A 13,416-nucleotide genomic window follows, 5' to 3' on the forward strand; every position below is an offset into this window, starting at 1 on the left:
GGTTTAACACGGGGGGCCATCGGCGGGTCACCTATTGGCCACTCCGGGCGCGAAAATCGTGGGGGCCACCCCGGAGCCTCACCCCGTTTTTAAACCCGGTTCCAATTCCGTCCCGGACAAGGTGCGCATCGCCGCCTACCAGACGCTGCACCGCGCGGTGCTGGCTGGCCTGCCGACCCAGATTGGCCACCGCACCGACAAGGGGGACTTCCAGGCGCCGCGGCAGCGTCGCTTCCACCTGTTCCCGGGCTCGGCGCTGGCCAAGCGCCCGCCGCCGTGGGTGCTCAGTGCCACGCTGTTGGATACGGCGCGCGTATGGGGCATGACCAACGCCGCCATCGAGCCGGACTGGGTGATCGCCGAGTTGCCGCATCTGCTGGCGCGCAAGCACTTCGATCCGCATTGGTCGCGGGCCCAGGGCCAGGTGCTGGCGTCGGAACAGATCAGCCTGTTCGGGCTGGTGCTGGCACCGAAAAAGCCCGTGCATTACGGCAGGATCAATCCCGGCGAAGCGCATGACATCTTCGTGCGGCAGGCACTGGTGACCGGCGAGATCAACACCCGTGCCGGTTTTGTCGCCGACAACATGAAGCTGCTGGAGCAGGCGCGCGAAGAGGAGGCCAAGCTGCGCCGTGCCGGCATCGTTGCCGATGAGGACTGGCAGGCGCGCTGGTACCTGGACCGGGTGCCTTCGCATATCCACTCGGCCAATCTGCTCGATGGCTGGTGGAAGACACTGTCAACGGAGCAACGCCGCAGCCTGCACTGGTCATTGACCGACCTGCTGCCGGGTGAGGGGAGTGAGCAGGATCGCTACCCGAAGTATTTCCCGCTGGGCGATGCGCGCCTGGCGATGCACTACCGCTTCGAGCCGGGCAGCGAGGACGATGGCGTCACCCTTGATGTGCCCCTGCATCTGCTCAATGCATTGGACCCGGCGCGACTGTCGTGGCTGGCGCCAGGCTTTGTCGCCGACAAGGCCTCGGCCTTGATCCGCAGCCTGCCCAAGGCGATGCGCCGCAACTACGTGCCGGCACCGGATTTCGGGCGCGCATTTGCCGAAGCCTGGCCGCAACCCTCGGCTGATGACATCCGTGGCGAGCTGGCGCGGTTCCTGTCCAAGACTACCGGCGCCACGGTGGCAGCGACGGATTTCGACCTTGATTCGCTGGACCCGCACCTGCGCATGAACCTGCGCTTGTTTGAAGTGACAACTGCCACTGCGGCACGCGGCAAAGCGGCCCAGGGTGCTGGCAAGGACGGCATGAAGCTGCTGGCGATGTCGCGTGATCTGGACGCGCTGCGTGCACGTTTTGGCGAACGTGCCGGCAGCGCATTTGCCGCACGCGCGGGTGCCGCGCTGGCGGCCGAAGGTCTGCGCGAGTTTCCGGCCACAGCCATTCCCGAACAGGTTCCGGGTGAAGCCGGGGTGCCAGCCTATCCGGCGCTGGTGGACACGGGCGATGCGGCTGCGTTGCGTATCTTCGCCGACAGGAACGAAGCCGCACTGGTGCATCCGCAGGGCGTACGCCGTCTGTTGGAGATCGCCCTGGCCGACAAGCTCAAGCAGGCGCGCAAACAGTTGCCGGTGTCGCCCAAGACCGGCTTGTTGTACGCGGCCATCGAGTCGCAGGAGCGCCTGCGCGGTGATCTGGTGGATGCGGCGCTGAACGCCGTACTGGCGGAGGGGCTTGAACTGATCCGCACACCCGAGGCGTTCCAGCAACGCTGCGCCGATGCAGGCAAGCGCCTGTTCGGCGAGGCGATGGAACGGCTCAAGCTGGCCGAAAGCATCCTCGGTCTGGTCGGTGAATTGAAGCCGCAGCTGGAGTCCCCGTTGATGGGCTGGGCGCGCGGCAACCTGGACGACATGCAGGCGCAGCTGGCGGGTCTGGTACATGCCGGTTTCCTGCGCGAGACCCCCGCCGATGCGCTGGCTCAGTTCCCGCGCTATCTGAAGGCGATGATCCTGCGCGCCGAACGGGCAAAGCGTGATCCACCGCGCGACCAGGCGCGCATGCTGGAGCTCAAGCCTTTCGTCGATGCGTTGCAGGAAGCGCGCGTGCAGGGACTGGCGCAGCGTCCGCAGTGGGCGGCCCTGCGCTGGGATATCGAGGAGTTGCGGGTGTCGCTGTTCGCGCAGGAACTGGGTTTCCGTTCCGGCATCTCGGCCAAGAAGCTGGCGCAGCGGGTGGCAGCGCTGCGCAGTTGAGGGGGCTGCGTTCAGCGGGTGATGGCGGCTCCCGGGCGGTGCTGCTGGGCGCAGGCACGGCGGGCGGTGTTCATCTGCGTATGTGCACTGGCATGTTCGCGGCTGATGGCCTGGCGGAAGGTTGCCATCCGTTGCCGTAGCGCCTGGCTGCGTTGCGCATCCGTTGCCTGTGCCAGTTGCTCGTTGAGCATGCTCATCTGCTGTTGCAGCGTGCCGACACGGTCATTGGACGAGCCATAGATGGACGCGGTGGCGGTGCTGATGCAGCTGCGTTCGGCTTCCAGCGCCTCGGAGGGTGTCGCGCTGGCGGGCAGCGCCCCGGCCGGCGGGCTTGCCGTGGTGCCGCCGGATGCCGCGCCGCCTGCTGCCGCCTGCTCGCGCAGTTTCATCGGCTCGGCGCGCGCATCGCAGGGATGCTCGGAATACATGGTCTCCCCGGATTTTCCCTTGCACTTGTACACCTGCGCGGCGGCGCTGGCCGGAAGCAACAGCAAGGACAGGGTCAGGACGAGTAAGCGCATGGGGCAGCGGGCTCGGAGTATCGAAGGGGAAGACAGCGTCCCCGGCCATCCCGGCCGGGGCGGAGCGGTCGCGTTTACTTGGTGCGGCGGACCTTGGCACGGGTATTGAGCCCGTCGATCTGCAGGTACCACACGTTCATCAGGCCCGGGGTGATGCGTACCTTGGGGGCTTGCTTGCGCACACCGCTGGCGCCGGTGTCGTCGGTCTGTTCCCAGATCTGGCCATTGTCCAGGGTGTACTGGCGACCCTTGCTGAAGCCGCGGAATTCACCTTCCAGCACCGCCTCGATCGGGTCCTTGGAACCGAAGTCATAGAAGCCGCGATTCTTGACGATCACTTCCTGGCGGCCTTCTTCGCGCGCCTGCTCCACGGCAACGCTGGCGGCCTGCGCCACCTTGCCCTGCAACCAGTTGTTGAGCGTGACCAGTTCCTCGGCGCTGAGCTTGTTCAAGCCGGCGGCATTGAATTCGGCAGCGGACATCTGTTGCTGCAGGTCCCCCTCTACCACGCGCTGCGCGTGTGCTTCGGTGAACGGGAAGGACGATAAAGCGGTGACGGCAAGCAGGACAGCAAGGCGGGGCAGCTTCATGAACATTGTTCCCAGAGAGGGTGGGCGCTAGTGTAGGGGCAACCGCCCGCAATTGAATGCTGTGAACAGTTCCCCCACCCCCGGTCTGGCCGCGCTGCTGCAGCGCGCCTCCACCCGCGCCCTGTCCGAGCCGCTGCGCGAGGCCTTGCTGGCCAGCTGGCAGCAGCCGGACACGGATGTGTCACCGCGCCTGTCCTGGCCGGTACTCGCCGATACCCTGGATTCACTGGCGCTGCTATCGGCCGATGAAAGCGTGATTGTCGCGGCGCTGTTGTTCGACCTGCCGGGCTTGCGCGCGCGCGCGGCCGAATTGCCGCTGGGCGCGGGCGCGGGTGCGGCAGCTGTCAGCGGGCTGCTGGATGGCCAGGAGGCCGCCGACCAGGTGTGGGCGCTGCACGCCGGCCGCGATGCCGGCCGCAACAGCGAAGGCCTGCGCCGGTTGTTGCTGTCGATCATCCACGACCTGCGGGTGGTGCCGATCCTGCTGTCCCGGCAGCTGGCCTGCATGCGCGCCGCCGACAAGTTGCCGGCCGAAGAGCGCCGTGCGCTGGCCCAGTTGACCCGCGACATCCACGCGCCGTTGGCCAACCGGCTTGGCATCTGGCAGCTGAAATGGGAACTGGAAGACCTTGCGTTCCGCTTCCTGGACCCGGAAACCTACCGTCACATCGCCCGCGAAGTCGACGAAACCCGTATCGCGCGTGAGCGCTACGTGGAGACGGTGAAGAACAAGCTGTCGGCGGCCCTGGCCGAGCAGGGCATCCGCGGCGAAGTCAGCGGCCGACCCAAGCACATCTACAGCATCTGGCGGAAGATGCAGAAGAAGCAGCTGGCCTTCGAGCAGCTGTACGACCTGCGTGCGGTGCGGGTGATGGTGGATGATGTGGGTGCCTGCTACGCCACATTGGGTGTCGTGCATGCGTTGTGGACACCCATCCCCAGTGAATTCGACGACTACATCGCCCGGCCCAAGGCCAACGACTACCGATCACTGCATACGGCGGTGATCGGCCCGGAAGGACGCACGATCGAGGTGCAGATACGCACCCACGAGATGCATGCGCAGGCCGAGCTGGGCGTGGCCGCGCACTGGAAGTACAAGGAAGGCGGCAAGGGCGCGGAGAAGGCCTTCGACCGCAAGATCACCTGGATGCGGCAACTGCTGGAGCAGGCGCAGGATCCGGGCAGTCCGGATGACCTGGCCGGCGCGCTGGATGCCGAGCTGGTCGAAGACCGCGTCTATGCGCTCAGCCCCAAGGGCGAGGTGATGGACTTGCCGGCCGGAGCCACGCCGCTGGATTTCGCGTACCACGTGCACACCATGGTCGGTCACCGCTGCCGTGGGGCCAAGATCAATGGCCGCATCGTGCCGCTGACCTACCGCCTGCGCAGCGGTGACCGCGTCGAGATCCTCACCGGCAAGGAGGCCGATCCACGCCGCGACTGGCTGCTGCAATCCAATGGCTTCCTCGCCAGCGGCCGTTCGCGCGAGAAGGTCCGCAACTGGTTCCACAAACTCGACCGTGCCCGCAACGTGCAGGCCGGCCGCGAACTGCTGGACCGCGAGTTGAAGCGGCTGGGCCTGCAGCATTCGGACCTGATGGTGGCGGCGCGCAAATTCCACGCCGACAGCGTGGACGATCTCTACATCCAGGTAGCGCTTGGCGACACCGGCCCCAACCAGGTCAGTCGCGCGCTGCTGGAAGCGGAGAAGGCCGCATCGCAACCCGCGGCGCCCGTGCTGCCACGGCCAACCGCACGCCGTGGCAGCATCGGCAAATCCGATTTCACCGTACAGGGCGTGGGTAACCTGCTGGTGCAGCTGGCGCGCTGCTGCCAGCCGGTGGCGGGGGAGCCGATCACCGGTTACCTGACCCGTACCCGTGGCGTCACCGTGCATCGCATGGATTGCGCCTCGCTGGCACGCCTGTCCGCCGCGCATCCGGAGCGGGTGCTGCCGGTGGAATGGGGGCGGACCGGTTCCGGTTACGAGGTGGACGTGATGGTGCGCGCGGTGGACCGGCGCTGGCTGTTGAAGGACATCACCAACCTGATCGCGCAGGAAGATGCCTATGTACTGGAGATCAACAGCGACAACCTGCGCGAGAGCGGGCGGGTGCAGCTGCGCCTGCGTTTGAAGGTCAACGACTACGGCCAACTCTCCACCCTGCTGGGCAAGCTGGATGCCTTGCCCGGCGTGGATGATGCGCGAAGGCTGGGATAGGTAAGCTTGGCGCATGGAGAACTGGCGTCAGCGCGGCCAACAGGGATTGGAGACATTCGGCGACAAGCTGCGGCTGTACGGGCGCTGGTGGGTGGCACGTGGCTGGAACAGTCCGCGTGCCTGGCGGTCGATTGCCATTGGCGTGGCGGGCTTGGCACTGGTACTGGCGCTGTTCCGACAGCCGCTGGCCGATTGGCTGTGGCCGGAAACCAAGATCCAGAAGCTGCTTGATGATGGTCGTTCGGCGCTGCGCGAAGGGCGTTTGAGTGCTGCCGACGGACACGGTGCGCGCGAATTGTTCGAGGCGGCCGCCGCGCTGGACCCGGACCGCAGCGACATCCGCAATGCGCTGGCGCAGACCGCACAGGCCGCGCTGGCACAGGCGCGCCGGCAGTTGCAGGCCGGCGACCGCGAGGCCGCGGCGCAGAGCCTGGCGCTGGCGCGGGAACTGCAGGCCCCGTCAGCGGATATCGATCTGCTTGCGGCCCAGCTGCAACAGGCGGTGCGTGGGCATGACGGGATCGAACAGCTGTTGCAGCAGGCCGAGGCAGCACAGGCGCAGGGCCGGCTGGACGATGCAGCGGACGCGGCATTGCCGTTGTACCAGCGCGTGCTGGCACTGCAGCCCGACAAGATGCAGGCACTGGAAGGACGCGACGAAGTACTGTCCGATCTGTTGACCCAGGCGACGCGGGCGGCGGATCGCGGCGACCTCGCCGCTGCCGCGGACTTGCTGCAACGCGTGGAGCGTTATGACGCCGGTCACGCCAATCTGCCAGCGGTGAAGGCGGTGATGAATGCCGCATTGGAGCAGCGACGGCAGCAGGGTGAACGCGATCTGGCGCGCGGTCGCCTGCAGCGTGCCGCCAGCGCGTTCCAACAGGTGCTGGCCGCGGGCGAGGACCCGGCCGCACGCCAAGGCCTGCAGCGCATCGCCCATGCACAGGTGCAGGAAGCCGTGCGTCTGGCAGCGGATTTCCAGTTTGAAGCGGCCGATCGTGCCCTTCAGCATGCGCGCGAACTGGCACCTGACAGCGCCGAGCTGGCAGCGGCCGAGCAGGCCGTGCAACGCGCACGGCAGGCCCGGCAATCGATGGAAGTACCGGTCAGCGCCGCCGAACGCGAACGCCGCTTGAAGGCGTTGCTCAAGCAGCTGGACGAGGCCGAGGCCCGCCAGCAGTGGCTGCTGCCACCGGGCAGCAGCGCCTACGACCGCTTCAAGGCGGCGCAGGCGCTGGCGCCGCAGGACCCACGGGTCAGGCATGCGGCGGCAAGAATCCTGCCTGCCGCGCGCACCTGCCTGGACGAGAACCTGCGCGGCAACCGCCTGCGCGCGGCGCGTACCTGCCTGGATGCATGGCAGGCGCTGGCGCCGACCGATCCGGCATTGGCAGCGGCGCGCCGGCGCCTGGCACAGCGTTGGATCGCGGTGGGCAGTGAGCGTCTGGGCGGCGGTGATACCGCGTTCGCCGAACAGGCGCTGGCGCAGGCGCAGCAGATCGATCCGGCCACGCCGGAGATTGCCGGTTTCAGCGAGCGCGTGCGCAACGCCTTGCGCTGAACACGGTGCGGCCGCGCGCTGGCGGCAAGGTCTCTGCAGGTCTGCGCAGGCCTGATAGCGTCGAGTCCATTCCGCGCTGGGGCGCTCCCGGCAAGATGTGCGGCGCAGCTGCGCTCTGGCGAACGGCGTGTACTGCGCCGTGTTCGCTGTCTCGCTACACGATCTTCAGCGGGTGATCTGCCGCAACACCTGTGCGAGTTTTTTCACCGCGACCTCAAGTTCGGCTGGCGAGTGTGCGGCGAACCCCATCAGAAAGCCGGCTGTCGCGGTCGCACTGGACGCGTGCAGGGCGCTCAGCCCGAGCAGATCGATCCCGGCACGGCGCGCAGCATCGATGGCGCGCTGCTCCGGGATGTCGCGGATGAAAACGCAGGGCATCTGCATGCCGCCATCGGGTACACGCGGCTGGACGAAGTCCTTCAGGTGCCGGCGCACCAGCGTCGCCAGCACGTCGCGCCGTTCGCAATACAGCGCGCGCATGGCGCGCACATGCGCGCCGAAATGCCCGCCCTGCATGAAACGCGCCAAGGTCAGCTGCGGGATCGGTGCGCTATGCCCATCCAGCAGGGTGCGGGCGATGGTCATCGGTGCGACCAGCTCGGTCGGCAGGATCATGAAGCCGATGCGCAGGCCGGGGAACAGCGACTTGGTGAAGGTGCCGATGTAGATCGTGCGCTGGTGTGGATCCAACCCCTGCACGCAGGCCATCGGCCTGCCGGCGTAATGGAACTCGCTGTCGTAGTCGTCTTCGATGATCCATGCCTGCTGCTGGCGGGCCCATTCGATGATCTCCAGGCGCCGCGCCAATGCCAGCGTCGCTCCGCTGGGGAACTGGTGCGAAGGGGTCAGGAACGCGGCCCTGGCCGGCTGCGTGGCCTGGTGCAGCCGTTCCACCTGCATGCCGTCGGCATCCACGGGCACGGGAATGCTGTCCAGGCCGGCCGCATCAAAGGCCTTGCGCGCGCCATGGTAGGCCGGGTCTTCAATGAAGATGCCCTCGCCGGGGTCCAGCAGCACGCTCGCGCACAGGCTCAATGCCTGCTGCGAGCTGGTCACCACCAGCACCCGTTCCGGGCTGGCGTGGGCACCGCGCTCCAGGTTGACGTAGTCGGCGATCGCTTCCCGCAACGCTGCCATGCCCTGTGGCGGACTGTGCAGCAGGGCGGCGCTGCCCCATTCCTTGAGTACCTGGCGTTGCAGCCGCTCCCAGGTCGACAAGGGGAAATTGCGGGTCTCCGGTACGCCCGGGACGAATGGCCGCGGCGCGATGAAATCGCGCACCCCGCCGTTGCGGTACATGGCCGCGCCGCGTCGACTCAGTCGCAGCGATTGTGTTCCAGGCGCAGTGCGGCGGGTGGTGCCGCGTCCGCCCAGGCGACGTGCGCCGTCGGCGACGAAACTGCCACTGCCAACCCGGCGTTCGATGAAGCCTTCGGCATGCAACTGGCCGTACGCCGCCTCCACGGTGTCGCGGGAGACGCCCAACGAGCCCGCCAGGGTGCGCGAGGCCGGCAGCGGCCTGCTGGCATCCAGCGCGCCATCGAGGATCAGCTGGCGCACCGCGCGCTGGATGCGCACGTGCAGGGGCAGGCTGCGCTGCGCCGGGTCGACGACCCAGGCTTTCACTGACTCAAGCTGCGCGTGCTTGAACAATTGGTCTGGCCTCTGTCGGCAAAGTGGCTGGGTATATCAGTCCATTCTACGTCTATAAAAACGGACCCGGTAGGCCCGTCGCCGGCCACCACCAGGAGTCCGAACTTCGCCATGCCGTCCGCTGCCTGCTCCCGGGCCATCCGCCCGGCTGACCTGATCCATCCCATCGTCGCGGGTCTGGTCTCGGTGATCGTCAATTACGGCGGTACCTTCATCCTGGTCTTCCAGGCGGCCAAGGTGGCCGGGCTCAGCCCCGAGCTCACCGCGTCCTGGGTGTGGTCGCTGTCCATCGGGGTCGGCGCAAGTGGCCTGCTGTTGAGCTGGTTGAACCGCGAGCCGATCATCACCGCATGGTCCACGCCCGCAGCCGCCTTTCTGGTGACGGCGCTGGCGACCACGCCCTACAACCAGGCCATCGGCGCCTACCTGATCAGCGCCGCTGCGTTCGTGGTGCTGGGCCTGTCGGGGTGGTTCGATCGGCTGATCCGGTTGATTCCGGTCGGGGTGGCCGCGGGCCTGCTGGCCGGCATCCTGCTGCAGTTCGGTACACGGGCGTTTGCCGGGCTCGCTGTCGATCCGCTGCTGGCCACTCTGCTCATCCTCGGCTATCTGCTGCTGAAGCGTCTCAGCGCCCGCTACGCCATCGTCGGCATCCTGCTGCTGGGGCTGGCCCTGCTCTGGGGGCAGGGACGGCTGGATCTTTCGGGCGTGTCACTGCAGTTGGCCAGGCCGGTCTTCACCGTGCCCGCGTTTTCGCTCAATGCCCTGCTCAGCGTGGCGCTGCCCTTGTTCCTGATCACCCTGACCGGCCAGTACATGCCGGGCATGCTGGTGCTGCGTAACGACGGCTTCCGCACCAGCGCCAATCCCATCGTGGCGGTCACCGGCCTTGGCTCCCTGCTGATGGCCCCGTTCGGTTCGCATGCCTTCAACATCGCCGCGATCACCGCAGCCATCGCCACCGGCCGCGAAGCGCATGAAAATCCCGCGCGGCGGTGGGTGGCGGGGGTTGCGGCGGGGCTGTGCTACATCCTGGTCGGCGTGTTCGGAGTGACCTTGGCCGCAGTGTTCATGGCGCTTCCGGCGACCTTCATTGCCACCCTGGCCGGACTGGCATTGCTGGGCACGATTGCCGCCAGCCTGGCCACCGCGCTGGCCGAACCGGCCAGCCGCGAAGCGGCGCTGATCACCTTCCTGGCAGCCGCGGCCAACATCACGCTGTTGGGCATCGGTGGCGCGTTCTGGGGATTGTTCATCGGCCTGATCGCGCACGCGCTGCTGCATGGGCGCTGGTCACGCGCCCATCTGTCATCCCGGACCGGCACTGGCGAACAGGAGCAGACCAATGTCTGAACCCTCATCCAGTTCCCGCCACTCTTCACCGACTCTGACCCCGACCCAGCACGCACGTCATGGACGCTATCCGCAGGCGACGACGGTCGAGGATTTCCGTCGCAACCTGGCCGCGGTGCGCGCACGCATGGACGCAGCGTGCATGCGCGCGGGCCGGGACCCCGCGCAGGTAAGGCTGTTGCCGGTCAGCAAGACCAAGCCCGAGGCCAGCCTGCGCCTGGCCCATGCCGCGGGATGTCGCCTGTTCGGCGAAAACAAGGTGCAGGAGGCAGCGGGCAAATGGCAGGCAATGCAGGATCTGGAGGATATGCGCTGGTCGGTGATCGGCCATCTGCAGACCAACAAGGCCAAGCTCGTGGCCCGCTTCGCCAGTGAGTTCCAGGCGCTGGACAGTCTGCGGTTGGCCGAAGCACTGGAGCGCCGGCTGCAGCTGGAGGGGCGATCGCTGGATGTGTACGTACAGGTGAATACTTCGGGCGAAGCCAGCAAGTACGGCTTGGAACCGGACGCGGTGGCAGCCTGCCTCAAGGCGCTGGTTGCCTATCCCTGCTTGCGCGTGCGTGGCCTGATGACCCTGGCCCTGTTCTCGGCCGAGGCCGAGCATGTGCGTCGCTGCTTCGTACGCCTGCGTGAACTGCGCGATCGCCTGCGCCAGGATGCACCGGCGGGCATCACGCTGGACGAACTGTCGATGGGCATGTCCGGCGACTTCGAGATCGCGATCGAAGAGGGGGCCACGGTAGTCCGTGTCGGTCAGGCGATATTCGGCGCGCGGCCCTTGCCGGACAGCCATTACTGGCCCACCGGCGATGACAGCGGGGCATTGGCCCGATGAAGACCGCCCTTGCCATTCGCCATCTGCATTTTGAAGACCTGGGCAGCTTGCAGCCGCTGCTGCTGGAGCGTGGTTACACATTGCGCTATCTGGAGGCCGGCACGGACGACCTGCGCGATGCCGCGCTGGCTGACCTGCTGGTGGTGCTGGGCGGGCCGATCGGCGCTTTCGACGAGCAGCTGTATCCCTTCCTGCTTGACGAGCTCACGCTGATCGAACGGCAACTGCAGCAGCAACGGCCACTGCTGGGCATCTGCCTGGGCGCACAGCTGATCGCCCGTGCGTTGGGGGCGCGCGTAGCGGACATGGGTTTCAAGGAAATAGGTTTCGCGCCACTGACCTTGAGCGCGCAAGGCCGGGCATCCGTGCTGGCCGGCCTGCAAGGAGTGCCGTTGCTGCATTGGCATGGTGATCGCTTCGAGCTGCCGGACGGAGCGATCCCCCTGGCGGGAACCGCGCTGTGTGCGAACCAGGCATTCAGCGTCGGGCGGCACGTGCTTGCATTGCAATGCCACCTGGAAGCGCAACCGCAGCAGATCGAGCGCTGGTTGATCGGACATGCCTGTGAGCTCAGCCAGGCCGGCATCGATCCGCGGCGCTTGCGCTGCCAGGCCGCTGCCGTGGCGTCGTCGTTGCCAGCGGCGGCGCAGGCGGTGTTCGCAGCCTGGCTGGACGCGTTGCCGCCAAGCCCGGGCAAGGCCAGTGATTGCAGTCAACCACCCACGTCCAGGAGCACACATCATGTATGACACGCCCATTGATCTTGCCGACTTCGATCCCGAACTGGCCAGCGCGCTGCAGGCGGAGGCGCGCCGTCAGCACGATCATGTCGAACTGATTGCGTCGGAAAACTATGCCAGCCCCTTGGTGATGGCGGTCCAGAACTCGGTATTCACCAACAAGTACGCCGAGGGTTACCCCGGCAAGCGCTATTACAGTGGCTGCGAGTACGTGGATGTGGCCGAACGTCTGGCCATCGAGCGGGTCAAGCAGCTGTTCGACTGCGACTATGCCAATGTGCAGCCGCATGCCGGTGCGCAGGCCAATGCGGCGGTGTTCCTGGCCCTGGCCAAGCCGGGGTACACGGTGATGGGCATGAACCTGGCACAGGGCGGGCATCTGACCCATGGCAATCCCTCCAACTTTTCCGGCCGCCACTATCGGATCGTGCCTTATGGTCTCGACCCGCAGACCGGCTTGCTCGACTACGAGCAGATGGAGCGCATCGCGATGGAAAGCCGCCCGAAGCTGTTGATCGGGGGCTTCTCGGCGTATTCGCGGCACAAGGACTGGGCGCGCATGCGTGCCATCGCCGACAAGGTCGGCGCTGTGTTCTGGGTGGACATGGCGCATGTCGCCGGCCTGGTGGCCGCTGGCGAATACCCGGATCCGCTGCCGCACGCGCATGTTGTGACCAGTACCACGCACAAGACCCTGCGCGGGCCGCGTGGCGGCATCATCCTCAGCAGGGGACAGCCTGGGGATTTCAACAAGCGATTGGACTCGGCGGTGTTTCCGGGCATCCAGGGCGGGCCCTTGATGCATGTGATCGCGGCCAAGGCGATTGCGTTCAAGGAGGCATTGCAGCCCGGGTTCAAGACCTACCAGCGGCAGGTGATCCGCAATGCGCGGGCGATGGCGGCGGTGCTGCAGCAGCGTGGTTACCGCATCGTTTCCGGTGGCACGGACAACCACCTGATGCTGCTTGACCTGTCCAGCAAACCGTTCACCGGCAAAGAGGCGGACGCCGCGCTGGCCCGTGCGTGGATCACCACCAACAAGAACTCGGTGCCGAACGACCCACGCTCGCCGTTCGTGACCTCGGGTGTGCGGATCGGCACACCGGCAGTCACTACGCGCGGTTTCGGCATCGCCGAGTGCGAGCAACTGGCCGACCTGGTTGCCGATGTGTTGGATGGATTGGAGGCGGGCAGGCTTGATCGCGTGGTTGGCGAGGTGCGAGCGCAGGTGTCAGCGCTGTGTCGGCGCCATCCGGTGTATCGCTGAGAGTTGTTGCGCGGGTTGGCACCGCGCAGTCGCCTGCGACCGCGCGGCCAAGGTTCATCTGCTGCGCTTGACCAGGGAGATGATGGTTTCCCGTAGTCCGCTGTGTGCCTGCTTCTCGCTGAGGTCGCTGGCCACTGTTGCATGCGACTGCGCTTCTGAGGCAACCCCGCATTGCGCACCTCCGGGATTTCACGCCCCTGGGTCACCATGCAGTTGATGCAACTGCGTGGTGACCCAGGCGATTTCCTTCAAGCCGGGTTTTCTGGCGGCGTTGGCTGCCCTGGTGTTCCGGGTGAAGGGGCCTGGATTGGCAGGCCCCTTCAGTAAAACCCTGGTCAGCCTCACCTCACCGCAGCCACCATCGATTCGGCCAAGTTGGCTTTTGTATCGGGTCTGCACCTGGCTGCAGTGGTGGGCGGGACCCTGATGCATGAAACGGGCGATGAAGGCGGTGGGGTGC

General features: G+C 66.7%; 9 protein-coding genes and 1 pseudogene. 7 read left to right on the top strand and 3 right to left on the bottom strand.

From position 1 onward, the window contains the following. Window positions 1-16 precede the first annotated feature (16 nt). Window positions 17-2,212 (top strand): annotated as a pseudogene (locus tag ACVOLQ_RS02505) (DUF3418 domain-containing protein); the annotation flags it as partial. 11 nt (window positions 2,213-2,223) lie between these two features. Here ACVOLQ_RS02505 and ACVOLQ_RS02510 read toward each other — a convergent pair. Both ACVOLQ_RS02510 and ACVOLQ_RS02515 read right to left on the bottom strand, forming a co-directional pair. Beyond that, entirely contained in the window at window positions 2,224-2,733 is a 510-nt protein-coding gene (locus ACVOLQ_RS02510) for a DUF4124 domain-containing protein (protein ID WP_481526955.1), read from the bottom strand. Between the two features lie 74 nt (window positions 2,734-2,807). Then, the gene (locus ACVOLQ_RS02515) at window positions 2,808-3,329 is read right to left on the bottom strand and encodes a hypothetical protein (RefSeq protein WP_481526956.1); all 522 of its coding nucleotides are present in this window, start codon (window positions 3,327-3,329) and stop codon (window positions 2,808-2,810) included. 55 nt (window positions 3,330-3,384) lie between these two features. Here ACVOLQ_RS02515 and ACVOLQ_RS02520 point away from each other — a divergent pair, with 55 nt between their 5' ends. Then, window positions 3,385-5,547 carry a RelA/SpoT family protein gene (locus ACVOLQ_RS02520; protein WP_481526957.1) on the top strand — a complete coding sequence of 721 codons (2,163 nt, stop codon included), beginning with the start codon at window positions 3,385-3,387 and terminating at the stop codon, window positions 5,545-5,547. A 13-nt stretch (window positions 5,548-5,560) separates the two neighbouring features. Continuing rightward, window positions 5,561-7,108 (top strand): tetratricopeptide repeat protein, encoded by a 1,548-nt coding sequence (locus tag ACVOLQ_RS02525; protein WP_481526958.1) that lies wholly within the window; start codon window positions 5,561-5,563, stop codon window positions 7,106-7,108. A 165-nt stretch (window positions 7,109-7,273) separates the two neighbouring features. On the opposite strand, the gene pdxR is transcribed toward ACVOLQ_RS02525, so the two are convergent. Beyond that, window positions 7,274-8,734 (bottom strand): MocR-like pyridoxine biosynthesis transcription factor PdxR, encoded by a 1,461-nt coding sequence (gene pdxR / locus ACVOLQ_RS02530; protein ID WP_481526959.1) that lies wholly within the window; start codon window positions 8,732-8,734, stop codon window positions 7,274-7,276. 138 nt (window positions 8,735-8,872) lie between these two features. On the opposite strand from pdxR, the gene ACVOLQ_RS02535 reads away from it, so the two are divergent. The 4 genes from ACVOLQ_RS02535 to glyA are packed head-to-tail and all read left to right on the top strand — an operon-like array spanning window position 8,873 to window position 12,956. Beyond that, window positions 8,873-10,114, top strand: a complete 1,242-nt coding sequence (locus ACVOLQ_RS02535) for a benzoate/H(+) symporter BenE family transporter (RefSeq protein WP_481526960.1) — start codon at window positions 8,873-8,875, stop codon at window positions 10,112-10,114. Continuing rightward, window positions 10,107-10,949: a YggS family pyridoxal phosphate-dependent enzyme gene (locus ACVOLQ_RS02540; protein WP_481526961.1), complete on the top strand. Its 843-nt coding sequence runs from the start codon at window positions 10,107-10,109 to the stop codon at window positions 10,947-10,949. The genes ACVOLQ_RS02535 and ACVOLQ_RS02540 overlap by 8 nt, the downstream gene beginning before the upstream one ends. After that, the gene (locus ACVOLQ_RS02545; protein ID WP_481526962.1) at window positions 10,946-11,698 is read left to right on the top strand and encodes a glutamine amidotransferase; all 753 of its coding nucleotides are present in this window, start codon (window positions 10,946-10,948) and stop codon (window positions 11,696-11,698) included. The genes ACVOLQ_RS02540 and ACVOLQ_RS02545 overlap by 4 nt, the downstream gene beginning before the upstream one ends. Further along, complete coding sequence (glyA, locus tag ACVOLQ_RS02550) at window positions 11,691-12,956, top strand: serine hydroxymethyltransferase (RefSeq protein ID WP_481526963.1); 1,266 nt, start codon at window positions 11,691-11,693, stop codon at window positions 12,954-12,956. The genes ACVOLQ_RS02545 and glyA overlap by 8 nt, the downstream gene beginning before the upstream one ends. Window positions 12,957-13,416: the final 460 nt, after the last annotated feature.

The organism is Stenotrophomonas sp. STEN031, from assembly GCF_056759975.1.

Coding starts and splice junctions, on each gene's coding strand:
- ACVOLQ_RS02510 (WP_481526955.1), bottom strand. CDS start 2,733: ATGCGCTTACTCGTCCTGACCCTGTCCTTGCTGTTGCTTCCGGCCAGC.
- ACVOLQ_RS02515 (WP_481526956.1), bottom strand. CDS start 3,329: ATGTTCATGAAGCTGCCCCGCCTTGCTGTCCTGCTTGCCGTCACCGCT.
- ACVOLQ_RS02525 (WP_481526958.1), top strand. CDS start 5,561: ATGGAGAACTGGCGTCAGCGCGGCCAACAGGGATTGGAGACATTCGGC.
- ACVOLQ_RS02535 (WP_481526960.1), top strand. CDS start 8,873: ATGCCGTCCGCTGCCTGCTCCCGGGCCATCCGCCCGGCTGACCTGATC.
- ACVOLQ_RS02540 (WP_481526961.1), top strand. CDS start 10,107: ATGTCTGAACCCTCATCCAGTTCCCGCCACTCTTCACCGACTCTGACC.
- ACVOLQ_RS02545 (WP_481526962.1), top strand. CDS start 10,946: ATGAAGACCGCCCTTGCCATTCGCCATCTGCATTTTGAAGACCTGGGC.
- glyA (WP_481526963.1), top strand. CDS start 11,691: ATGTATGACACGCCCATTGATCTTGCCGACTTCGATCCCGAACTGGCC.